Genomic DNA, 23,795 nt, shown 5'->3' with positions numbered 1-23,795 from the left:
AGATTGCTGTCGTGCGAGCTGTCTCGCATCACAAACTTAAAGCGATGCAACCTAATCAAAAAGGCTGGAAGAGGGCGCGCAGGCAGGCGCGCCGTGGCTGGCGATGTCTGTTGTTCGCGGCAAAATGGCGCGATGAAAACAGGCACGATGAAAAGAAACCGTTCTGAGGGTTTTACCCTACCAGAATTGATGCTGGTGCTGGCTATCGTCAGCCTGCTGAGCATCGCGGCGTTGCGCGGCTGGCAAAGCTGGCAGCAGCATCAGCGCATGGATGAAACCGCCCGGCGGCTCCAGCAGTTTCTGCACGGCGTGCGCGCCTGGGCCAACTGGCACAATAGTGACCAGCCGCTCTGGCTGCTGGCGGGCGATCGCTGGTGCCTGGGCAGCGGCGAGGTGCCCGTGACCGGCTGCCGCGCCGGGCGGCGTTTACAACTGCTGGCGCCGCATCCCCAGGTTCAGATTATTGAGATGGAAGGAACGCCGGGTTTTTACGGTAAACGCAACGTGGCAAAGGCAGGACACCTTATTTTTGGCGAAGGCGATCTGCGCTGGCGCATGATTATTTCCGCTCGTGGGCGGATTCGGCTCTGTCAGGTCGCGCCATGTCTGTAAAAGCTGGCGGCTTCAGCCTGATGGAAATGCTGGTGGCGCTGGCGCTGAGCGGCATTTTAATGCTGGGCGCGCTCCGGCTGCCGCCGCAGCTGCAGCGACAAAACCTGGAACTGCAAAGCCAGCTGCTGCTACGGGAGGAGCTACAGCAGATGCTGAGCGTGCTGGAAAAAGCGGTGCGGCGTGCCGGTTACTGCCACGGCAGCTGTCAGGGCGCGCCGCTGACGATTCAACGGGATTGCCTGCTGGTCAGATGGGATGAGAACAGCAATGGCCGCTGGGAAGGGCCGGAACAAGGAGAGAGTGAATGGTACGGATACCGACTACGCAACCAACGGCTGGAGATGCAGCGCGGCGTCGCCAGCTGCGCAGGCGGCGGCTGGGAAAGCCTTTCCGATCCGGCTACGTTGCGGGTCAGCGAACTGGCTTTTATCCGCCGTCAGCAGCAGGTTATCCTGACGCTCGGCGGCGAATCGCTGCGCTTTCCTGGCCTGTCCGCCACGCTCAACAGCGTGGTCAGCGCTTACAACCAGCCCTAAGGGAGGAGGGCGGCATGGCTATAGCCATGGTTCTGCTGATTCTGCTGTTGGGATCGGGCCTGCTGCATGCCACGCGCCAACAGCTGGATGCTACGCTGGCGCTGGTCACGGACGAACGCCAGTATCTGCTCGATTATCATCAGGCGCTGTCAGCGCTGGCTTGGGGAAGCGCTTTGAGCTGGCCGCAGCAGCAGGGCTGGCACTGCCAACGGCAGACGCAGTTTGGCTGGCATGCCTGTCTGCTGTTGCTGGATAATGGCGAAGCATTGTTGCGCGGCGCGGCGTTGCGTGCATCCGGCGAGCCATTAACGCTCTGGCAGTGGCTGGAACCGACGGCAGGCACAAGCTGGCATCGGTTGGCGCATGGCTGGCTCGACTTCTGTCCCTTAGCCCCTTCAGCGCGCTGTTTACCTGATGAACCGTGAAGCTGGCTTTAGCGTCGTGGAAACGCTGATCGCCATGCTGCTGTTTACCATAAGTTTAACGGCGCTGTTGCACTATCAGCGCGTATTAACGGCAGGCTTTTATCAGCAGTGGCAGCAGCGCGAGGCATGGCGCGTAGCCGCACGACGCCTGCAGGGTGAAGAGAGCAAAAGCTGGCAAACAACGCTGCAATTGCTGCCGGGCGCAGAAGGGTGCCAGATCTGGCAGGTCACGGCTTCCCGCCCTGCGTTGAAGGCCGTCACGCTGAGCCAGTTGCGTTGTGAACGGTGATTTTTGCGCTTTTTTTACCCAGCGGTTGCATTAGCCGATTTAAGGGGTAGAGTGTCCCCGCGCCGACGCGCTGTAGCAGCACTGAACAGGAGCCAATATGTTTACGGTTTATCACTCCAACCAGCTCGACATCCTTAAATCGCTGGCGGCGTACCTGATTGAAAACGAACCGTTACGCGATCCTTTTCAGTCTGAAGTGGTGCTGGTGCAAAGCCCCGGTATGGCGCAGTGGCTTCAGATGCAGCTGGCGCAGCAGTTCGGTATTGCGGCGAATATCGCCTTTCCGCTGCCCGCCACCTTTATCTGGGATATGTTTGTGCGCGTGTTGCCCGGCATTCCCAAAGAGAGCGCGTTTAATAAAGCCAGCATGAGCTGGAAGCTGATGACCCTGCTGCCCGATCTGCTGCGGCAGGAGGCGTTCCGCCCGCTGCAACACTATCTCAACGATGACGATGATAAGCGCAAGCTGTTTCAGCTCGCCTCGCGCGTGGCCGACCTTTATGACCAGTATCTGGTCTATCGCCCGGAGTGGCTGAACAGCTGGCAGCAGGGAAAAATGATCGACGGCCTGGGCGACGCGCAGCTGTGGCAGGCGCCGCTGTGGGCCGCGCTGGTGGAATATACCCGCGAGCTGGGGCAGCCGGAATGGCACCGCGCCAATCTCTATGCGCGCTTTATTCAGAAGCTGGAAAACAGCGATACGCCGCCGCCGGGCCTGCCCGATCGCGTCTTTATCTGTGGCATCTCCGCGCTGCCGCCGGTTTACCTGCAAGCACTACAGGCGCTGGGTAAACATATTGATATTCATCTGCTGTTTACCAATCCCTGTCGCCAGTACTGGGGGGATATTCAGGACTACGCCTTCCTGGCGAAGCTGCAAAGCCGCCGTCGCCGCCATCATCAGCAGCAGCAGGAGATCGCGCTGTTCCGCGATCCTGACGCCGCCTCATCACTGTTTAACGATGCTGGCGAACAGCAGCTGACCAATCCGCTGCTCGCCTCCTGGGGTAAGCTGGGACGCGATAACCTTTATCTGCTGGCGCAAATGGAAGCGCGCGAAATCGATGCCTTTGTTGAGGTGCCGGAGGATACGCTGCTGCATGCGATGCAGCACGATCTGCTGGAGCTGGAAGATAATGCGGTGATTGGCCTGAATGCCGAAGAGCTAACCAGCAGCCATAAAAAACGCTGCCTCGATCCGCAGGATCGCTCGGTCGTCGTCCATGTCTGCCACAGTCCGCAGCGCGAAGTGGAAGTGTTACAGGATCAACTGCTGGCGATGATGGAGGCGGATCCGACGCTGACGGCACGCGACATTATTGTCATGGTGGCCGATATTGATGCCTATACGCCCTATATCCAGGCGGTGTTCGGCAACGCCTCGGCGGAACGCTATCTGCCCTTTGCGATTTCCGATCGGCGCGCCAGCTTTGCCCATCCGGCGATCATGGCGTTTATTAACCTGCTCGGCCTGCCGGAAAGCCGTTTTGCCTGTGAGGAAGTGCTGGCGCTGCTGGAGGTGCCCGCGCTGGCAACACGCTTCGCCATTGATGAAGAAGGGCTGCGCCGCTTGCGGATGTGGGTGGAAGAGTCCGGCATTCGCTGGGGGCTGGATGATGATAACGTGCGCGAGCTGGAACTGCCGCCGACCGGCCAGCATACCTGGCGCTTCGGCATTACCCGTATGCTGCTGGGTTACGCCATGGAGAGCGCGCACGGCGACTGGGATGGCATTCTGCCTTACGACGAATCCAGCGGCCTGATCGCTGAACTGGCTGGCAATCTGGCCGAGCTGCTGATGCAGCTTAACCACTGGCGGCAACTGCTGGCCCAGCCGCGTTCGCTAAATGAGTGGCAGCCGCTGTGCCGTGAAATGCTGCAAACCTTTTTTGCCGCCGATGTGAATACCGATGCCGCCATGGTGCTGATTGAAGAGCAGTGGCAGCAGGTAATGGCTTACGGCCTGCTGGCGCGCTACGACAGTACGGTGCCCGCCTCGCTGTTGCGCGATGAACTGGCCTCACGTCTCGATCAGCAACGTATTAGCCAGCGGTTTCTTGCCGGGCCGGTTAACTTTTGTACCCTGATGCCGATGCGTTCAGTGCCGTTCCGCGTCGTTTGCCTGCTGGGTATGAACGACGGCGTCTATCCGCGCGCGTTGCCGCCGCTGGGATTCGATCTGATGGCGCAACAGCCGCAGAAAGGCGATCGCAGCCGCCGCGACGATGACCGCTTCCTGTTTCTGGAAGCGCTGCTCTCCGCCCAGCAGAAACTCTATATCAGCTATATCGGCCGTTCGATTCAGGACAATACGGAACGATACCCTTCGGTGCTGGTCACTGAACTGGTGGATTACATTGCGCAGAGTTTCCATCTGCCGGGCGATGAGGCACTGGATGTTGACCGCAGCGCCCAGCGGGTACTGGCGCATCTGCACTGCTTGCACAGCCGGATGCCTTTCGATCCGCAAAACTTTGCGCCTCAGGCGGAATATCGCAGCTTTGCTCATGAGTGGTTGCCTGCGGCGCGTGGCAGCGGCGAACCACACCCGCCGTTTATGCAGCCGCTGGCGCCGTTAAATATTAGCGAGCTGAACTTTGATCAGCTGCTGCGCTTCTGGCGGCATCCGGTGCGCGCCTTCTTTACTTTGCGCCTGGGTGTCAGCTTTGCGCTGGAACAGACCGAATTGCCGGATGCCGAGCCGTTCGTGCTGGATGCGCTCGATCGCTATCAAATTAACGCCCAGCTGCTGAACGCGCTGATTGAAGAAGAAGATACCCAGCGGCTGTTTAATCATCATCGCGCGGCGGGCGTACTGCCCTACGGCGCGTTTGGCGAACTCTTCTGGCAAACCCAGCAAGAAGAGATGACACCGCTGGCGGAGCAGGTGCGCGAGCTACGCGATGAAAGCCGCAGCGTGGAGATCGATTTAACCGTGGCGGGCGTTAAGCTGAACGGCTGGCTGCCGCAGGTGCAGGAGAGCGGCCTGCTGCGCTGGCGTCCGGGCGTGCTTAATTTTACCGATGGACTGGCGCTGTGGCTGGAACATCTCGCCTGGTGCGCCATGGGCGGAGAAGGCCAAAGCCGTATGCTGGGACGCAAAGAGAGCCGCTGGTGTTTTGACAGCATCGACGCGGGGCAGGCGCAGGAATGGCTGACGCGCTATGTTGAAGGCTACCGTGACGGCATGTGTTCGCCGCTGTTGCTGCTGCCGAAAACCGGCGGCGCCTGGCTGGAAGCCAGCTACGACACCAAAAACGATGTGATGTTGATGGATGAAACGACGCAGGCCAAAGCACGGGCGAAATTGCTGACCGCCTGGCAGGGCAACTATCAGCTGGAAGGCGAGGGGAGCGATCCCTATTTGCAGCGCCTGTTCCGTACGCTGGAAGCGGCTCAGTTGGATGCGATCTGCGCGGCCGCCGAGCAATGGCTGCTGCCGCTGCTGCGCTTTAACCGCAGCGAGACCTCTAATAATGAGGAATAACGAAAGCTTATGCCGTAAGGAGACACTTTGCGGCGAGGCGATTATCCGCCGGATAATGTGAAGGCTAGCGGTCAACGTGTTGGGAAAAAAGGTATAAAATTCAAGGGGATTAAATGCGAAAGTACGCTGTCTGGACAGCCAGTCTGTTACTGATTTTTACCGTTTTTAGCCATGCCGCCAGCGCTGATAAAGGCTGGCAGCCCGTTGAACAGACAATTAATAAAAGTGATAAAGATCCTCGTCACTATCAGGCGATTCGCCTGGATAACGAGATGACGGTACTGCTGGTCTCCGATCCGCAGGCAACCAAATCGCTGGCCGCCCTGACGTTGCCGATTGGATCCTTAGACGATCCTAAACAGCAGCTGGGCCTGGCTCACTATCTCGAACATATGGTGCTGATGGGCTCAAAGCGCTATCCGCAGCCCGATAATCTGGCCGAGTTCCTGAAAAAGCACGGCGGCAGCCATAATGCCAGTACCGCGTCTTACCGGACTGCTTACTATCTGGAAGTGGAAAACGATGCGCTGGCACCCGCCGTCGATCGCCTGGCGGACGCTATTGCCGAGCCGCTGCTGGATACGGTCAACGCCGATCGCGAACGTCATGCGGTTAACGCCGAGATGACGATGGCGCGCTCTCGCGACGGACACCGCATGGCGCAGGTTGGCGCGGAAACGCTGAACCCGGCGCATCCCGCCGCCCGTTTTTCCGGCGGTAACCTGGAAACGCTGCGTGATAAGCCGGGCAGCAAACTGCACGATGCGCTGCTGAACTTTTATCATCAGCACTATTCAGCCAACCTGATGAAGGCGGTTATCTACAGCAACAAGCCGCTGCCTGAACTGGCGACTATCGCCGCGCAGACCTTCGGTCGGGTGAAGAATCATCGGGCCAGCGTGCCTGTGATTAGCGTTCCGGCGGTGACCGAACAGCAGAAAGGCATCATTATTCATTACGTCCCGGCGCAGCCGCGTAAGCAGCTGCGGGTAGAGTTCCGCATTGATAACAACGTTGACCGCTTCCGCAGTAAAACCGATACCTTAATCAGCTATCTGATCGGCAACCGCAGCAAAGATACGCTGTCCGACTGGCTACAGAGCCAGGGGCTGGCCGACTCCGTTGATGCCGGTGCCGATCCTGTTATCGTACGCAACGGCGGCGTGTTCTCGATTAATGTTTCCCTGACTGATAAAGGACTGGCGCAGCGCGATAAAGTCGTTGCCGCTATTTTCGGTTATCTCGATCTGCTGCGTGAAAAAGGCATTGATAAACGCTATTTCGATGAAATGGCGCACGTACTGGATCTGGATTATCGCTATCCCTCCATTACGCGTGATATGGACTATATCGAGTGGCTGGTGGATACCATGCTGCGCGTACCGGTAGAGCATACGCTGGATGCGCCTTATCTGGCCGACCGTTACGATCCGGCCGCGATTAAAGCACGCCTGGATGGCATGACGCCGCAGAACGCCCGTATCTGGTATATCAGCCCGAACGAGCCGCATAACAAAGTCGCCTATTTTGTGAATGCGCCTTATCAGGTAGATAAAATCAGCGACGCGCTGTTCAGTCAGTGGCAGCAGGCGGCAGCGGACATTAAGATGACGCTGCCTGCACTCAATCCCTATATCCCCGATGACTTCAGCCTGATTTCGTCAGACGGCAAACCGGTCACCCATCCGCAGCCGCTGATCAATGAGCCGGGCCTGCGCGCGTTTTATATGCCGAGCCAGTATTACGCCAGCGAGCCGAAAGCCAATATTATGCTGGCGCTGCGTAATAAGGCGGCGATGAGCAACGCGCGCAATCAGGTACTGTTCGCCCTGAATGATTACCTGGCGGGCGTGGCGCTGGATGAGCTGAGTTCTCAGGCTTCGGTTGGCGGCATCAGCTTTTCAACCACGGAAAATGATGGCGTAACCATCAGCGCCAGCGGCTTTACCCAGCGTTTGCCAAAGCTGTTGATAACACTGCTACACGGCTACGCCAGCTACACGCCGACGGAAGATCTGCTGGCGCAGGCGAAATCCTGGTATAAAGAGCGCCTGGATGCGGCTGAGAAAGGCAAAGCCTTTGAGCAGGCGATTCAGCCGGTGCAAATGTTATCGCAACTGCCCTATACCGAGCGTAGCGAACGCCGTAAACTGCTGGACACTATCAGCCTGCAGGAACTGATCGACTATCGCCGTATACTGCTGGAGCAGGCTACGCCAGAGATGCTGGTGGTGGGGAATATGACGCCGCAGGCGGTAAAATCGCTGGCGCGCGAAGTCAAACAGCAGCTTAAGTGCCAGGGCCAGAGCTGGTGGCATAGCGAATATGTCACTGTCGATCAGCCGCTCCGCGCGAACCTGCAGAAAGCGGGCAGCAGCAGCGACTCGGCGCTGGCGGCGGTTTATGTGCCGGTTGGCTATAGCGAATATCAGAGCATCGCCAACAGCACGCTGCTAAGCCAGATTATTCAGCCCTGGTTCTATAACCAGCTGCGTACGCAACAGCAGCTGGGCTATGCGGTATTTACCTTCCAGATGCCGGTTGGACGCCAGTGGGGCATCGGTTTCCTGTTGCAAAGCAACAGCAAACAGCCTGCTCTGCTGCTGAAGCGCTACGAAGCCTTCTATCCCGACGCCGAGAAGCGTCTGCGGGCAATGAGCCAGCAGGATTTCGCCCAGTATCAAACGGCGCTGATAAATGAACTGCAACAGCGTCCGCAAACGCTGGACGAGGAAGCAGGACGCTTCAGCAAAGATTTCGATCGGGAAAACTACACCTTTGATACCCGCGAAAAAGTTATTGAACAGATTAAAGCGCTGACGCCGCAAAGCCTGGCCGATTTCTTCCACCGGGCGGTGATTGCGAAGCAGGGACTGGCTATGCTGTCGCAGATTTCTGGCAGCCAGCATACCAAAGCTGAATACGCCTCGCCGCAAGGTTGGAAAACCTGGCCGAACGTCAGCAGCCTACAGCAGTCGCTGCCGGTGACAAGCGAGAAGAAATGAGTGACAACAACCCGCAACGCCTCGATCCATTAACCCTGCCGCTTCATGGCGAGCGGCTTATCGAGGCTTCAGCGGGAACCGGAAAAACCTTTACTATCGGCATACTCTACCTGCGGCTGCTACTGGGCCTTGGGCAGGGTAATGCCTTCCATCGTCCGCTTTCGGTCGAAGAGATCCTGGTGGTGACCTTTACCGAAGCGGCAACCGCCGAGCTGCGCGGACGTATCCGGCAGAATATCCATGAGCTGCGGCTGGCCTGCGTGCGCGGCAGCAGCAATAATCCGGTGTTGACGGCGCTGATACAGGAGATCCCCGATCGCGACGATGCCGCGGCGCTGCTGCTTGCTGCCGAGCGCCAGATGGATGAGGCGGCGATCTTCACCATTCACGGTTTCTGCCAGCGCATGCTGAATCTCAACGCCTTTGAATCCGGCATGCTGTTTGAACAGCAGCTGATCGAAGATGAATCCGCATTGCGCCGTCAGGCTGCCGCCGACTTCTGGCGTCGCCACTGCTATCCGCTGCCGCTGACTATTGCCAAAGTTATTGCGCAGGAGTGGACCGGGCCGGAGCAACTGCTTACTACCCTGACGCCGTGGCTGCATGGCGAATCGCCCGCCTTAAAATATGCGCCGGATGGGGAAGAAACACTGGCCCAGCGTCATGAAAAAATCGTGGCGCGTATTGATAACCTTAAGGCGCAATGGCGCGCGGCGGCGGCAGAGCTGCGCGAGCTGATTGAAAAATCAGGCGTCGATAAACGCAGCTATAGTAGTAAGCACTTGCCCACCTGGCTCAACAATGTAGCCGCCTGGGTGGAAGAGGAGACGCAAGGTTACACGGTACCTAAGGATCTGGCGCGTTTTCGCCAAAGCGTACTGCTGGAAAAAACCAAAAAGGGCGAGCCGCCGCGCCATCCGCTGTTTGAAGCTGTTGACGCTTTTCTGGCTGAACCGCTGTCGCTGCGCGATTTGATTATCGCCCGCGCGCTGGAAGAGATCCGTTTAGCGACCCGCAGAGAGAAAAAGCTGCGCGCGCTGCTCGGTTTTGACGACTTGCTCAGCCGCCTGGATGAGGCGCTGCATCAGCCGGGAGGAGAGATGCTGGCGCAGGCGATTCGCGCCCGTTATCCGGTGGCGCTGATCGACGAATTCCAGGATACCGATCCGCAGCAGTATCGTATTTTCCGGCAGCTCTATATTGCCCAGCCGGAAAACGCGCTGCTATTGATTGGCGATCCCAAGCAGGCGATTTACGCATTTCGCGGCGCGGATATTTTTACCTATATGCGTGCCCGTAGCGAAGTCAGCGCCCACTATACGCTGGATACCAACTGGCGCTCGTCGCCAGCCATGGTAAACAGCGTTAACCAGTTATTTGCCCGGCTGGACAATCCTTTTCTGTTTAACCAGATTCCCTTTATTGAGGTTAGCTCTGCGCCGCCGAACCAGACGCGCGGCTTTCATCTTGACGGCGCGGAGCAGCCCGCGCTGCGTTTCTGGCTGCAGCCTGGCGATGGCGTGGGCGTCAGCGAATACCAGCAGTGGATGGCGACGCAGTGCGCGGCGGAGATCCTGCACTGGCTGCAGGCCGGGCTGCGCGGCGAGGCGCTGATCGGTAAGCAGGGCAATCTGCGGGCGGTCAGCGCGGCGGATATTACCGTTCTGGTGCGCAGCCGCAGCGAGGCGGCGGTAATACGCGACGCGCTGGAAAAACTCAATATCCCCTCCGTCTATCTCTCCAATCGCGACAGCGTGTTTAGCACACCGGAAGCGCGCGAACTGCTCTGGCTGTTGCAGGCGGTGCTGGCCCCGGAACTGGAGCGTACGCTGCGCAGCGCGCTGGCCACCAGTATTCTTGGGCTGGATGCGCTGACTATCGACGCCATGAGTCAGGATGAAGAGCGCTGGGATGCGGTGGTGGAAGAGTTTGCCGCCTATCGTCAGCGCTGGCAGCAACGCGGCGTACTGCCGATGCTGCGTGAGCTAATGACACGGCGTCATATCGCGGAAAATCTGCTGGCTTCGGAAAGCGGCGAGCGCCGCCTGACCGATCTACTGCACCTTGGCGAACTGCTACAGGAAGCGGCCGCGCAGCTCGACAGTGAACATGCGCTGGTACGCTGGCTGGCGCAGCAGATTGCCCAGCCTAACCATCAGGCCGCCAGCCAGCAGCTGCGTCTCGAAAGCGATCGCCACCTGGTGCAGATTGTGACTATCCATAAATCCAAAGGGCTGGAATATCCGCTGGTGTGGCTGCCTTTTGCCGCCAATTTCCGCGAAGCGGCGCAGGGGCTTTATCACGATCGCGAAACTTTTCAGGCGCTGCTGGATCTGAGCGATGACGAAGAGAGCCTGGCGCTGGCCGAACAGGAGCGGCTGGCGGAAGATTTGCGTCTGCTGTACGTGGCGCTGACCCGCTCGGTTTACCATTGCAGCATCGGCATTGCGCCCCTGATTAAGGGCAACCGGAAGAAAGAGGGCAACAGCGATCTGCATAAAAGCGCGATTGGCTACCTGGTTCAGCGCGGCGAGACCTTAAGCGCCAGCGGATTGCAGGAAGCGCTGCACGGTTTATGCAATGAAGCGATAGCAGTCGCGACGCCTGAAGAGACGGCAGAGGACAGTTGGCAGCCGGAAGGCGACCCGATGCCGGAGCTGGAAAGCCCGCTTATTTCGCGGCCTCTGCAGGATCACTGGCGCGTGACCAGCTATTCTGGCCTGCAACAGCATGGCCCGTCGGTCGCGCTCGACCTGGCGCCGCGCTTTGATATTGATGCGGCGGGCGAAACGGCTGATGTGGCTGTACCGGCGCTGACGCCGCATACCTTTCCGCGCGGCGCTTCGCCAGGCACTTTCCTGCACGGCCTGTTTGAAACGCTCGATTTTAGCCAGCCGCCGGATGAAGCCTGGCTGGCGGAACAGCTTCAGCTGGCAGGTTTTGGCGAACAGTGGCTGCCGATGCTCTCTGAGTGGATTCGCCGCGTATTGCAAACGCCGCTTAACCAGGCCGGTATTCATCTGGCGGGATTGTCGCCGGGCCATTATCTGGTCGAACTGGAGTTTTATCTGCCTGTCGATCAAATGCTGACCGCGCCAGCGCTGGATGCGGTTATGCGTCAGCATGACAGCCTGTCGGCGCGCGCCCCTGAGCTGAATTTTCAGCAGGTGCAGGGGATGCTGAAAGGCTTTATCGATTTGGTGTTCTGCTGGCAGGGAAAATATTATTTGCTGGATTATAAATCGAACTGGCTGGGCGAAGAGAGCGACGCTTATACGCCGCAGGCGATGGCCGAGGCGATGATTAGCCACCGCTACGATTTGCAGTATCAGCTTTATACGCTGGCGCTGCACCGCTATTTGGGTCATCGTGTAGCGGATTACGATTATGAGCGTCACTTCGGCGGCGTGTTTTACCTGTTTTTACGCGGGATGGACGGCAGCGCCAGTGAAAACGGCGTGTTTTATCATCGTCCAGAGGCGGAATTTGTCATGGCGCTGGATCGCCTGTTTAGCGGAGACAAGGTGGAAGCGAAATGAGAAAAATGAGCGAGTTGCTGCGCGAGGCGGTGGATAAGCGCCTGATACGCGCGCTGGATTTGCAGTTCGCCCATATGCTGGCGGACGATGAACAACCGGCGCTGATGCTGGCGGCGGCCTGCGTTAGCGCCGAAGCGGGAGAAGGGCACGTTTGCCTGCCGCTCGATCATTTTCGTGACGGTCAACTGTTTGACGGACGGCAGCCGGAACTGGCGGCGGAAATCTGGCAGGCGTCTGGAGAACCGGAGGACTGGCAGCGGCTGCTGTTGCAAAGCCACGCGGTCAGCGATGGCTCAAAATCCACGCCGCTGGTGGTGGCGCAGCAGCGGCTCTATCTGCACCGAATGTGGCGCGGCGAAGGGCACGTGGCGCGTTTTATCGCCACGGAGCAGCCTGCGCCCGCCTTTAATGACGCCGATTTGCAGCAGGTATTGCAGGAGCTGTTCGGCGATCGTCCCGATGACTGGCAAAAAGTGGCCGCCGCCGTGGCGATAACCCGCCATATTTCGGTGATTTCCGGCGGGCCCGGCACCGGTAAAACCACCACCGTCGCCAAACTGCTGGCGGCGCTGATTCGGCTTTCACAGCAAAAATTGCGCATTCGGCTGGCCGCGCCGACCGGTAAAGCGGCTGCCCGTCTGACGGAGTCGCTGGGCAAGGCGCTGCAGGCGCTGACGCTGAGTGAAAAAGAGCGCGCCGCCTTCCCGGAGGAGGCAACGACGCTGCATCGTCTGCTTGGGGCTCAGCCCAACAGCCAGCGTCTGCGCTACCATGCCGGCAATCCGCTACATCTCGATGTGCTGGTGGTTGATGAGGCGTCGATGGTCGATTTGCCGATGATGGCGAATTTGATCGCCGCGCTGCCGCAGCACGCACGCGTTATTTTTCTTGGCGATCGCGATCAGCTGGCCTCGGTGGAGGCGGGCGCGGTGCTGGGTGATATTTGCCGCTGCGCCGAGGCGGGTTACAGCACGGCGCGCGCCCGACAGCTACAGCAGCTAACTGGCTGCCAGCTGGACGGCGCAGACGGTGACGATATGCCGGGCGTGCGCGACAGTATTTGTCTGCTGCGCAAGAGCTATCGTTTCGATGCCCGTTCCGGCATCGGTCAGCTGGCGCAGGCGGTAAACGCCGGTGATGCCAGAGCGGCGGAAAAAGTCTTTGGTGCAGGCTTTACAGATATTTGCCGCAGCGAGTTGAGCAATGCGGAACATTATCAGCAGCTGCTGGAGCAGGGTATCGCTGGTTATGAGGAGTATTTAACGCTGCTGCAGCGCAACGCGGAAGCGGAAGAGGTGCTGGCGGCGTTTGCGCGTTACCGGCTGCTCTGCGCACTGCGCGAAGGGCCGTTCGGCGTGGCGGGCTTAAACGAACGCATCGAGCGTCTGCTGCTGAAGCAGCGCCGCATCCGTCGGCCGCAGGCGCAAAGCCGCTGGTATGTTGGGCGTCCGGTGATGATCGCCCGCAACGACAGCGCGCTGGGGCTGTTTAACGGCGATATTGGCGTGGCGATGAACGATCGCAGCGGCGTGTTAAAAGTCTTTTTTCCGCTGCCGGACGGTTCCATCAAAGCGGTGCAGCCGAGCCGTTTGCCGCCGCATGATACCGCCTGGGCAATGACCGTGCATAAATCGCAGGGTTCAGAGTTCGACCATACAGCGCTGGTGCTGCCGAATCACTATTTGCCGGTGCTGACACGCGAGCTGGTTTATACTGCGATTACCCGCGCACGCAGTCAGTTAACGCTGTATACCGATCGGCAGATTTTTGCCCGCGCGGTGGCGGTGCGCACGCAGCGGCGCAGCGGGCTGGTGGAGCGTCTGTGCGCGCCGCATCAGGAAATTTTCATTTAAGGTAGAAAATAGCAGGCCCGGCGAATGCCGGGCTTGTTTTGGCGTAGTTCAGGTCAGATCGGCCATCAGCACTTTAGAGCGGCGCTGGTAGTTATACATCTGCTTTTTGCTTTCCGGCAGCAGCTCAATATCAACCGGCGTAAAGCCGCGCTCCTGAAACCAGTGAATACTGCGCGTGGTTAATACAAACAACTTTTTCAGTCCCAGCTGGCGCGCCTGCAGGGCCACGCGCTGTAGCAGCATTTCGCCACGTGACGAACTGCGGTAATCAGGATGTACCGCCACGCAGGCCATCTCACCGATTTGCTCATCCGGGAAAGGATAGAGCGCCGCACAGGCGATAGTCAGATTATCGCGCTCGATAATAGTGAATTTATCGATCTCCATCTCCAGCTGTTCGCGCGAGCGACGTACCAGAATGCCCTGCTGCTCCAGCGGACGAATCAGCTCCAGAATGCCGCCGATATCGTTGATGGTCGCGCGGCGGATCTGCTCGGCGGACTCCATCACGATTTGCGTACCGATGCCGTCACGAGAGAACAGTTCCTGCAGCAGCGCACCATCTTCCTGATAGCTGATCAGGTGGCTGCGCCGCACGCCGCTGCGGCAGGCCTTCACCGCGCCGCGCAGAAAGCGCACCGTACCGGAGAGGTAATCGCCGCGCTGCTCCAGCGTTTCAATACGCGCCTGCGCATCGTTCGGGAAAAGCTCGGAAATAATATTGCCTTCATCATCCGTCGCGCCCTGCTCAGAGCAGAAGCCGATCATCTTTTCCGCCTTCAGCTTAATTGCCAACTGGGTCGCGACCTCTTCCGAGGTCAGGTTAAAGCTTTCGCCGGTCACCGAAACCGCAACCGGGCCAATCAGGACGATAGCGTCGCTATCAAGCTGGCGATGGATCGCCTCTTCGTCGATACGGCGAATACGTCCGCTGTGGCAATAATCGATGCCGTCATCCACGCCCAGCGGCTGCGAAATAATGAAGTTGCCGCTCACCACATTAATATGCGCGCCCTGTAGCGGCGTATTGCTCAGGCTCATTGAAAGGCGAGCGGTAATATCCAGCTGCAAACGACCGGCAGCCTGTTTGACCAGTTCAAGGGATTGCGCATCGGTCACACGAGTATGTTTGTGATAAATCGGCTCCAGCTGATGCTCCGCCAGATTGGCATCGATCTGCGGACGAGCGCCGTACACCACCACCAGCCGAATACCTAAGCTATGCAGCAGGCCAATATCGTTAACTATGCTGGAAAAGTTGTCATGCTCGATGGCTTCGCCGCTGAGCATAATGACAAAGGTTTTACCTCGATGGGCATTGATATAGGGAACGGAATGACGAAAACCCTGAACCAGTGCGGTGCTACGTTCCTTCACGGCAAACCCTCTTTTGCATGAATATTCGATTTTTATGTATTTTTATTCTTTTGTTGCCCGGAGTGCAAGCAGCTTTTATAACGACGTAGCATTTTTCACAATCAGTTAATAAGCTTAACAGGCTGCATTTAATGGGTTTTTCCGAGTGACAGCATAAAAGCGATTAGGTTAAAGTTTTCGCCATATTTTTTTCTGGCTTTTTTTTAGACACAACACAGTACCCGGAGCGGCATGTCCGAATCAAAACCCGTTATCAGCCGCCGTCGGCTGTTACAGGGCGCTGGAGCGATGTGGTTACTGAGCGTCAGTCGGGTTGGACTGGCGGCCAGCCATATTGTTGCAGTGCGCATCTGGCCTTCTTCCAGCTATTCCCGCCTGACCATTGAATCAAGCGTGGCCCTGAAATATAAGCAGTTCGCGCTGAGCAATCCTGAACGCGTGGTCATCGATATTGAAAATCTGCATCTGAATCATGTGCTGAAAGGCGTGGGAAGGCTGGTGCAGAAAAACGATCCCTATATCAAAACGGCGCGCGTCGGACAGTTTGATAAAAATACCGTGCGCATCGTGCTGGAACTGAAGCAGAACGTGGCGCCGCGGCTGTTTACTCTCGCGCCAGTGGCCGGTTTTAAACATCGTCTGGTGGTCGATCTCTATTCGGCGCACGATACGCAGGACGATCCGCTGCTGGCGTTGTTGAAAGATTATAATCAGGGCGAGCTGGAGCGCACGCAGCCTGCTGAGGCGCCGCTGCCCGGCAAAGCGGGTCGGGATCGTCCGATCGTTATCATGATCGATCCGGGTCACGGCGGCGAAGATCCCGGCGCGCATGGACTGCATAAAACACGTGAAAAAGATATCGTGCTGAAAATTGGCCGTCGCCTGAAGGCGCTGATCGACAAAGAGCCGAAGATGCGCGCCTATATGACGCGCAATGAGGACGTCTTTATTCCGTTAAAAGTGCGGGTAGCGAAGGCGCGTAAACAGCGGGCCGATCTGTTTGTCTCGATTCACGCCGATGCCTTTACCAGCCGGGCGGCGCGCGGCTCCTCGGTGTTTGCGCTTTCCACCAAAGGCGCGACCTCAGCGGCGGCGCGTTTTCTGGCGCAGACGCAGAACGAATCGGATCTTATCGGCGGCGTCAGCAAGAGCGGCGACCGCTATCTTGATCATACGATGTTCGATATGGTGCAGAGCCAGACCATTAATGACAGCCTGAAGTTCGGCAAGGAAGTGCTGACGCGCATCGGAAAAATCAACCATCTGCACAAGCGCAGCGTGGATCAGGCGGGCTTTGCAGTACTGAAGGCGCCTGATATTCCGTCGATCCTGGTGGAAACGGCCTTTATCAGTAATCCGGCGGAAGAGCGCAAGTTACGCACCGCACGTTATCAGCAGCAGGTTGCTGAGGCGATTCTGGAAGGGATCAAGGCGTACTTTTCGAAAGGGGCGGCGCTGGCGCACCATAAATAAGAACAGGTCGGGGAGGGCGTTGGGGCCTGAACCGGCAGATTTGCCAAACGCCAGATACAAAAAAACACCCTTAGGGGTGTTTTAATGATTGGTTGCGGGAGCCGGATTTGAACCGACGACCTTCGGGTTATGAGCCCGACGAGCTACCAGGCTGCTCCATCCCGCGTCCGGATGTTGTCGCTTCCGTCACGACAAGCTTATTGTGTACTGCTTAATTGGTTGCGGGAGCCGGATTTGAACCGACGACCTTCGGGTTATGAGCCCGACGAGCTACCAGGCTGCTCCATCCCGCGTCCGTGGAAGCGCACTATACTCTTACCGATTTATGATGCAACCCCTTTTTGAAAATTAGTTGGAATAATCCTGCCGATTGTTGAATATAACCGCGCCTTGCTGATTTCTTAAACAAAAGGCGCGACTCTTTTTCCGGTAACGCATTTCATTCTTATAACCCCTTTGCTATCTTGCCCTGCAAGCAGCTGAGGTGAGAATGCAATGAAAGGACGTTGGACAAAGTATTGGGTAACAGGCGCGCTGTTGGCGCTGCTGGCAGGATGTTCCTCTAAGCCGACCGATCGCGGTCAGCAATATAAAGATGGCAAAATCGAGCAGCCTCTGACGCTGGTCAATCAGCCGAACGCCAAAGGGCGTCCGGTTAATGGTAAAGACTTTGGCGATCAGGTAAGTGAAATTCGCTTCGCCTCTTCTTCTTTATATACACGTCAAAGCAATACCTATAACGCTATTGAGAACTGGCTACTGGCAGGCGGCGATACGCGCCAGCTGCGGCTGTTTGGTCTCGACGCGTACCAGATGGAAGGCGTCGATAATTACGGCAACGTCCAGTTTACCGGTTACTACACGCCAGTGATCCAGGCGCGTTATACGCGTCAGGGAGAATTCCAGTATCCGCTCTACCGGATGCCGCCGCGCAGTAAAGGACGCAAGTTGCCAAGCCGGGCGCAGATCTACAGCGGCGCGCTGGACGATCGCTACGTGATTGGCTACAGCAATTCGCTGATGGACAACTTTATTATGGATGTGCAGGGCAGCGGCTATGTGGATTACGGTGATGGCCGTCCGCTGATGTTCTTTGGCTATGCCGGTAAGAATGGCTGGGCCTATCACAGCGTCGGTAAAGAGCTGATCGATCGCGGCGAAGTGAAGCGCGAAGATATGTCGATGCAGGCGATCCGCAAGTGGGCCGATGAACACAGTCCGGCCGAAGTGCGCGAACTGCTGGAAACCAATAACTCTTTCGTTTTCTTTAAGCCGGAAAACTTTACGCCGGTGCGCGGCGCCAGCGCGGTGCCGCTGATTGCAAAAGCCTCCGTTGCCGCCGATCGCTCGCTGATCCCGCCGGGAACGGTGCTGCTGGCGGAGGTACCGCTGTTAAATAATGACGGCAAATTTACCGGCAAGTATGAGATGCGCCTGATGGTGGCGCTGGATGTGGGCGGCGCAATTAAGGGCCAGCACTTTGATATTTATCAGGGTATCGGCCCGGAAGCGGGACATATGGCTGGCTTCTTTAATCATTATGGCCGTGTTTGGGTGCTGCGCAGCGCGCCCGGCACGGGCACAACGCTGTTCAGCAAGGCGCAAAACGACCAGAATGGTTCAATGCTGGTCAGCGCCAGCCGGTAAACTTCTTCGTGGCGGGCCGTTCTGGCCCGCTATTGATTATCAACAAAGGTTATTTCATGCGAGTTCTCTCTGACGCCTGGCGGCAGCGCTTTGGCGGTACGGCGCGTCTCTATGGTCAGGACGCATTGCAGCTGTTTGCCGATGCGCATGTCTGCGTGATTGGTATTGGCGGCGTCGGCTCATGGGCGGCGGAAGCGCTGGCGCGCACCGGTATCGGCAGCATTACGCTGATCGATATGGATGATGTCTGCATCACCAACACCAACCGCCAGATTCATGCTTTACAGGGCAACGTGGGCAAGGCGAAAACGGAAGTGATGGCCGAGCGTATTCTGGCAATTAACCCGGAATGCACGGTGAACTGCGTCGATGACTTTATCACGCCGGATAATACCGCCGAACTGATGAGCGCAGGCTACAGCTATGTGATTGATGCGATTGACAGCGTGCGTCCGAAAGCGGCGCTGCTGGCCTGGTGTCGTCGTAATAAAATTCCGGTGGTGACCACCGGCGGCGCGGGCGGGCAGATCGATCCGACGCAAATTCAGGTCAGCGATCTGGCGAAGACGATTCAGGATCCTCTGGCCGCGAAGCTACGTGAGCGGCTGAAGCACGATTTTAATATCGTGAAAAACAGCAAAGGTAAGCTGGGCATCGACTGCGTATTTTCGACCGAAGCGCTGGTCTATCCGCAGCCGGATGGCAGCGTTTGCGCCTCGCGCAGCACGGCGGAAGGGCCGAAGCGGATGGATTGCGCCGCAGGTTTTGGCGCGGCAACCATGGTAACGGCCACCTTTGGTTTTGTGGCCGTGTCGCACGTACTTAAGAAGATGCTGGCAAAGGCGCGTCAGGGTTAGCTGCCGCTGCCCGCACCGCGCGTGCCAGCGCATCCAGCCCGCTGCTGCGCGACGCGCTCAGCTGTTCGCGCAGCCCCAGCTCATCAAACAGCTGTAACGGATCCTGCTGAAGTAATGTTTCCGGCTGCTGCCGCTCTACCGCGGTCAGCAGCACCGCCAGCAAACCGCGCACGATGCGGCCTTCGCTATCGCCGTAAAAATGCAGTGAGCCGTCAGATAAACGCTGATGGCCCAGCCAGACGCGGTTTTCACAGCCGCTCAGCTCAATTTGCGCATTTTTTAACGTCTCCGGCAGCGCGGGCAGCTGTTTGCCCAGCAGAATCAGCTGGCGGTAGCGCTCTTCCCAGCCGCGACAGGCGGCGAATTTCTCTTTTAATGATGCGATAGTGATCAGTTCAGCAAAGGGATGCGGAGCAATAAGCGTCATAGTAGTTACTCGGCCAGTAAAGTGATGGCGTTATGGATGGCGCGCACCAGCGCATCGACATCCTGCAGGCTGTTATAAGGGGCGAATGAGGCACGCAGCGTGCCGCTGACGCCGAGCGCCGCCATTAACGGCTGGGCGCAGTGTTGTCCGGCGCGAACTGCTACGCCACTTTCTGCCAGCAGCGTGACGACATCGCTGTGATGGACGCCAGCGATATCAAAAGAGAGCAGGCTGGATTCGCCGCAGCGAAAACTGCGAAAGCCGGGAATGGCGCGTAGCTGTTCTTCCGCCAGCGTCGCCAGGCTGCGGCTCCAGCGTTCTGCGGCTTCGGTATCAATATCTTCCAGCCACTCCAGCGCCGCGCTTAAACCGATAACGCCCGCCACATTCGGCGTGCCCGCTTCAAAACGCCAGGGCACCGGCTGCGGCGTAAAGCCACTGAAATCCACCTGGCTCAGCATTTTCCCGCCGCCCTGCCAGGGCGACATCGCTTCCAGCAGTTCAGGCTTGCCATACAGCGCGCCGATGCCCATCGGTCCGTAAAGCTTATGGGCGGAAAAGGCGTAAAAATCGATGTCCAGCGCCTGCACGTCTGGCGGACAATGCACCACGCCTTGCGCGCCGTCGATCATGACTTTCGCGCCGGCTTCATGCGCCAGTTGAATCGCCTGCGCCAGATCGGGACAGCCGCCGGTAACGTTGGACATTTGCCCCAGCGCCAGCAGGCGCGTCTTTTCATTCAGCAGCGTGGGCAGCAGGGTCATATCCGGCAGGCGATCCTCGCCCAGCGGCCATTTCACTACGCGCGCGCCGGTCTGCTCCGCCACCATTAGCCAGGGCACCAGGTTAGCGTGATGTTCCGCCTCGCTGACCAAAATTTCGTCGCCGGGCTTTAATAAAGGTCTTAATCCGCTCTGCGCCACCAGGTTGATCGCTTCGGTGGTGCCGCGCGTCCAGATGATTGCCTGTGAATTTGGTGCATTGATCAGACGGGCAACTTGCGCGCGCGCGCTTTCATAGCGTTCGGTCAGTTTACGCGCGGCGGCATATTGGCTGCGATGAACGGTACCGGCGCTCAGGCTGTAGTAATGCTGAGTCGCCTCGATAACCGCCTGCGGCTTGAGCGCGGTGGCGGCGCTGTCCAGATAAACAGCGGCGTCGGCCAGCGCCGGAAACTGCTGACGGAACTGGACGGGATGGAATAAGGTCATGCGCTTCTCATTACAATAGTTGTCTGGCGTCAGTCGCCAGGAACAGGTCGAAAATCTTCTAAGCCACTGGCGAATCAGCAAAACCGGATTATGCTGAAAAGGCAAGGTTTAAACTGTTTACCGCCGATTAGCCAGTCCGTACAGGTTACCGCATCACCTTCGCGCTGGCTGACCCTGACGGATGGTTTATCGCATTTAATCTGCAAGGAGATAGAAAATGAAAAAACTCGCCGCAGTATTGGCCGCCTGTGCCATGACTTTTACTTTAGCAGCCTGTTCCAGCAATTATGTGATGCATACCAATGATGGCCGCACCATTGTTACTGATGGTAAGCCTATGGTAGACGATGACACCGGTATGATCAGCTATAAAGACGCGCAGGGCAATGAGCAGCAGATTAACCGCGCTGACGTGAAAGAAATGGTTGAGATGGGCCAGTAATTCAGAGCAAAAAAAAGCACCGCAATTTGCGGTGCTATTAAAATCACTATGGACAGACAGGGTAAATCTACAGGAATAAACGGTAGCTGAGCTACCCGATCCGAAAAGCGTCAGATCAAATTGCAAACACAACATCACGACCACAAGCCAAAAGTCCTCTGAAATCAGCAGTTTCCCACCTATTCTGAAAAACTTTTCGTTCCGGCTCAGGAAGTGCGGCAACTATAGGTATTTGCTGGAGCTTCCTCAACGGACAATTTATAATGGCTCGGATAAAAAAATCTAATACGTAACGCGACATTGTCGGGTTACGTCAAAGTGTTTCAGCCAGGGTTTGTAAACCATGTCAAAACGTCTTCCACCCTTAAATGCCCTGCGCGTTTTTGATGCAGCAGCGCGGCATCTCAGCTTTACCAAAGCGGCTGAGGAGCTGTTTGTCACCCAGGCGGCTGTAAGCCATCAGATTAAATCTTTGGAAGATTTTCTCGGTCTGAAGCTGTTTCGGCGGCGTAATCGTTCGCTTTTACTGACCGAGGAAGGTCAAAGCTACTATCTGGATATTAAGGAGATTTTCTCGGCGCTCAACGATGCGACGCGCAAGCTTCAGGCGCGCAGCGCCAAGGGCGCACTGACGGTTAGCCTGCTGCCGAGTTTTGCCATTCAGTGGCTGGTGCCGCGTCTTTCCAGCTTTAACTCAGCTTATCCGGGAATCGATGTGCGTATCCAGGCGGTAGACCGGGAGGAGGAGAAGCTGGCCGACGATGTTGATGTGGCGATTTTTTATGGCCGTGGCAACTGGCCGGGGTTGCGCGTGGAGAAACTGTATGCGGAATATCTGCTGCCGGTCTGTTCGCCGCAGTTGCTGACCGGTGATAAGCCATTGAAAACGCCTGCCGATCTGGAGCATATGACGTTGCTGCATGACGCTTCGCGCCGCGACTGGCAATCCTATACACGTCAGCTAGGCTTGCAGCACATTAATGTGCAGCAGGGCCCCATTTTCAGCCATAGCGCGATGGTGCTGCAGGCGGCGATTCATGGCCAGGGCGTGGCGCTGGCGAATAATGTGATGGCGCAAAGTGAGATCGAGGCGGGGCGTTTGGTCTGCCCGTTTAATGATGTGTTAGTGAGTAAGAATGCTTTTTATCTGGTTTGTCATGACAGCCAGGCAGAACTGGGTAAAATAGCCGCCTTTCGACAATGGATTCTGGCTAAAGCCGCAAGCGAACAAGAGAAGTTTCGCTTCCGCTATGCCAGTTAAAACCTGATTCCCCGCGACGGAGTGACCCGGCGCGTGATGTTAACGAGGATCGTTCGATGTCCAGTCGTGCAATGTTAATTTTTTCTGCCATCAGCGGTTTTTTCTTTGTCGCTTTTGGCGCATTTGGTGCGCACGTACTTAGTCAGTCTTTAGGGCCGACAGAAATGGCCTGGATCCATACCGGGCTCGATTATCAGGCCTGGCATACGCTGGCTATTATCGGTCTGGCCGCGGCGATGCTGCGTCGCGCCAATATATGGTTTTACTGGAGCAGCGCGTTTCTGGCTTTAGGCGTGGTGCTGTTTAGCGGCAGTCTTTATTGTCTGGCGCTGTCGCATTTGAAGATGTGGGTGTTTATTACGCCGGTGGGCGGCACCTGTTTTCTGATTGGTTGGATTTTAATGTTAATTGGCGCGCTGCGTCTGAAGAGAAAGGCAGATCGCCATGAATAAAGTGTTGTTGTATTGCCGTTCCGGTTTTGAGAAAGAGTGTGCGGCGGAGATTACGGATAAGGCGGCGCAGCGTGAGGTTTACGGTTTTGCGCGCGTAAAAGAGAACGCGGGCTATGTGCTGTTTGAATGTTATGAAGCCGCTGATGCCGATAAGCTGGCGCGCGAGCTGCCGTTTAGCGATCTGATTTTTGCCCGTCAGATGGTGGTGGTTGGCGAGCTGTTACGTGATTTACCGCCGGAAGATCGTATTTCGCCGGTTGCCGGCATGTTGAACGGCGTGGTAGAGAAGGGCGGCGATCTGCGGGTTGAGGTGCCGGATACCAATGAGGCGAAGGAGCTGCTGAAGTTTTGCCGCAAGTTTACCGTGCCGCTGCGTGCGGCGCTGCGTCAGCAGAATAGTTTGCTGAATTATGAGAGTGCGAAGCGGCCCGTTATTCACGTCTTTTTTATCGCCTCCGGCCATTGTTATGTCGGTTATTCCTATCCTGATAATAATTCGCCGTTTTTTATGGGCATTCCGCGCCTGAAGTTTCCTGCCGATGCGCCCAGCCGTTCTACGCTGAAACTGGAAGAGGCGTTTCACGTGTTTATTCCTGCCGACGAGTGGGATGAGCGTCTGGCGAGCGGGATGTATGCGGTTGATTTAGGTGCCTGTCCGGGGGGCTGGACTTATCAGCTGGTGAAACGCAGCATGATGGTGCATGCGGTAGATAATGGCCCGATGGCCCCAAGTCTGATGGATACCGGGCAGGTGACGCATCATCGCGAGGATGGCTTTAAGTTCCGACCCACGCGCAGCAACATTAGCTGGGTGGTGTGCGATATGGTGGCACACCACCCAGCTAATGTTGCTGCGCGTGGGTCGGAACTTAAAGCCATCCTCGCGATGATGCGTCACCTGC

The 23,795-nt window shown here is 57.3% G+C and carries 18 protein-coding genes and 2 tRNA genes; 15 read left to right on the top strand and 5 right to left on the bottom strand.

Annotated features, from left to right (window positions below; all coding sequences use genetic code 11):
- Positions 1–147: 147 nt before the first annotated feature.
- The 8 genes from P3C52_RS18465 to recD all read left to right on the top strand — a co-directional run bounded on the left by P3C52_RS18465 (position 148) and on the right by recD (position 13,746).
- Positions 148–612 carry a prepilin-type N-terminal cleavage/methylation domain-containing protein gene (locus tag P3C52_RS18465; protein ID WP_275556372.1) on the top strand — a complete coding sequence of 155 codons (465 nt, stop codon included), beginning with the start codon at positions 148–150 and terminating at the stop codon, positions 610–612.
- The gene (locus tag P3C52_RS18460) at positions 603–1,148 is read left to right on the top strand and encodes a prepilin peptidase-dependent protein (protein ID WP_275556371.1); all 546 of its coding nucleotides are present in this window, start codon (positions 603–605) and stop codon (positions 1,146–1,148) included. Before P3C52_RS18465 ends, P3C52_RS18460 begins: the two co-directional genes overlap by 10 nt.
- A gap of 14 nt (positions 1,149–1,162) precedes the next feature.
- A complete protein-coding gene (locus P3C52_RS18455) occupies positions 1,163–1,573 on the top strand; it encodes a DUF2509 family protein (protein ID WP_275556370.1) in 411 nt (136 codons plus the stop codon).
- Positions 1,563–1,862: a prepilin-type N-terminal cleavage/methylation domain-containing protein gene (locus P3C52_RS18450; RefSeq protein ID WP_275556369.1), complete on the top strand. Its 300-nt coding sequence runs from the start codon at positions 1,563–1,565 to the stop codon at positions 1,860–1,862. Before P3C52_RS18455 ends, P3C52_RS18450 begins: the two co-directional genes overlap by 11 nt.
- A 97-nt stretch (positions 1,863–1,959) precedes the next feature.
- Positions 1,960–5,349 (top strand): exodeoxyribonuclease V subunit gamma, encoded by a 3,390-nt coding sequence (gene recC, locus P3C52_RS18445; protein WP_275556368.1) that lies wholly within the window; start codon positions 1,960–1,962, stop codon positions 5,347–5,349.
- Positions 5,350–5,462: 113 nt separating this feature from the next.
- On the top strand, positions 5,463–8,354 hold the full coding sequence (ptrA, locus tag P3C52_RS18440; RefSeq protein WP_275556367.1) for a pitrilysin: 2,892 nt from the start codon (positions 5,463–5,465) through the stop codon (positions 8,352–8,354).
- Complete coding sequence (gene recB / locus P3C52_RS18435) at positions 8,351–11,893, top strand: exodeoxyribonuclease V subunit beta (protein ID WP_275556366.1); 3,543 nt, start codon at positions 8,351–8,353, stop codon at positions 11,891–11,893. Before ptrA ends, recB begins: the two co-directional genes overlap by 4 nt.
- Positions 11,890–13,746, top strand: a complete 1,857-nt coding sequence (recD, locus tag P3C52_RS18430; protein WP_275556365.1) for an exodeoxyribonuclease V subunit alpha — start codon at positions 11,890–11,892, stop codon at positions 13,744–13,746. The genes recB and recD overlap by 4 nt, the downstream gene beginning before the upstream one ends.
- Positions 13,747–13,794: 48 nt before the next feature.
- Here recD and argA read toward each other — a convergent pair whose 3' ends face one another.
- Positions 13,795–15,123 (bottom strand): amino-acid N-acetyltransferase, encoded by a 1,329-nt coding sequence (argA, locus tag P3C52_RS18425; protein ID WP_275556364.1) that lies wholly within the window; start codon positions 15,121–15,123, stop codon positions 13,795–13,797.
- A 231-nt stretch (positions 15,124–15,354) separates the two neighbouring features.
- On the opposite strand from argA, the gene amiC reads away from it, so the two are divergent.
- On the top strand, positions 15,355–16,596 hold the full coding sequence (gene amiC / locus P3C52_RS18420) for an N-acetylmuramoyl-L-alanine amidase AmiC (protein WP_275556363.1): 1,242 nt from the start codon (positions 15,355–15,357) through the stop codon (positions 16,594–16,596).
- 89 nt (positions 16,597–16,685) lie between these two features.
- On the opposite strand, the gene P3C52_RS18415 is transcribed toward amiC, so the two are convergent.
- A tRNA-Met gene (locus P3C52_RS18415) sits at positions 16,686–16,762 on the bottom strand.
- A 50-nt stretch (positions 16,763–16,812) separates the two neighbouring features.
- Positions 16,813–16,889, bottom strand: a tRNA-Met gene (locus P3C52_RS18410).
- Positions 16,890–17,091: 202 nt separating this feature from the next.
- Here P3C52_RS18410 and mltA point away from each other — a divergent pair.
- Together mltA and tcdA are read left to right on the top strand one after the other, a co-directional pair.
- Positions 17,092–18,243: a murein transglycosylase A gene (mltA, locus tag P3C52_RS18405; protein ID WP_275556362.1), complete on the top strand. Its 1,152-nt coding sequence runs from the start codon at positions 17,092–17,094 to the stop codon at positions 18,241–18,243.
- A gap of 56 nt (positions 18,244–18,299) precedes the next feature.
- Positions 18,300–19,100 (top strand): tRNA cyclic N6-threonylcarbamoyladenosine(37) synthase TcdA, encoded by an 801-nt coding sequence (gene tcdA / locus P3C52_RS18400; RefSeq protein ID WP_275556361.1) that lies wholly within the window; start codon positions 18,300–18,302, stop codon positions 19,098–19,100.
- Here the strand turns inward: tcdA and csdE are convergent.
- Positions 19,066–19,527, bottom strand: a complete 462-nt coding sequence (gene csdE, locus P3C52_RS18395; protein WP_275556360.1) for a cysteine desulfurase sulfur acceptor subunit CsdE — start codon at positions 19,525–19,527, stop codon at positions 19,066–19,068. The two genes, tcdA and csdE, sit on opposite strands and share 35 nt — an antisense overlap.
- A gap of 5 nt (positions 19,528–19,532) precedes the next feature.
- A complete protein-coding gene (gene csdA / locus P3C52_RS18390) occupies positions 19,533–20,738 on the bottom strand; it encodes a cysteine desulfurase CsdA (RefSeq protein WP_275556359.1) in 1,206 nt (401 codons plus the stop codon).
- 217 nt (positions 20,739–20,955) lie between these two features.
- On the opposite strand from csdA, the gene P3C52_RS18385 reads away from it, so the two are divergent.
- The 4 genes from P3C52_RS18385 to rlmM all read left to right on the top strand — a co-directional run.
- Entirely contained in the window at positions 20,956–21,180 is a 225-nt protein-coding gene (locus P3C52_RS18385; RefSeq protein WP_275556358.1) for a YgdI/YgdR family lipoprotein, read from the top strand.
- A 343-nt stretch (positions 21,181–21,523) separates the two neighbouring features.
- Positions 21,524–22,441, top strand: coding sequence for a glycine cleavage system transcriptional regulator GcvA (gcvA, locus tag P3C52_RS18380; protein WP_275556357.1), 918 nt, complete (start codon positions 21,524–21,526; stop codon positions 22,439–22,441).
- Between the two features lie 56 nt (positions 22,442–22,497).
- Positions 22,498–22,893: a DUF423 domain-containing protein gene (locus P3C52_RS18375; protein ID WP_275556356.1), complete on the top strand. Its 396-nt coding sequence runs from the start codon at positions 22,498–22,500 to the stop codon at positions 22,891–22,893.
- On the top strand, positions 22,886–23,795 hold a 910-nt coding region (gene rlmM, locus P3C52_RS18370), incomplete at its 3' end, for a 23S rRNA (cytidine(2498)-2'-O)-methyltransferase RlmM (RefSeq protein ID WP_275556355.1). The genes P3C52_RS18375 and rlmM, both read left to right, overlap by 8 nt.

Source organism: Mixta sp. Marseille-Q2659 (genome assembly GCF_940807255.1).
Lineage (GTDB): Bacteria > Pseudomonadota > Gammaproteobacteria > Enterobacterales > Enterobacteriaceae > Mixta.
Note: the sequence above shows the minus strand (reverse complement) of the source record. Positions and strands in the feature narration are given on the sequence as shown.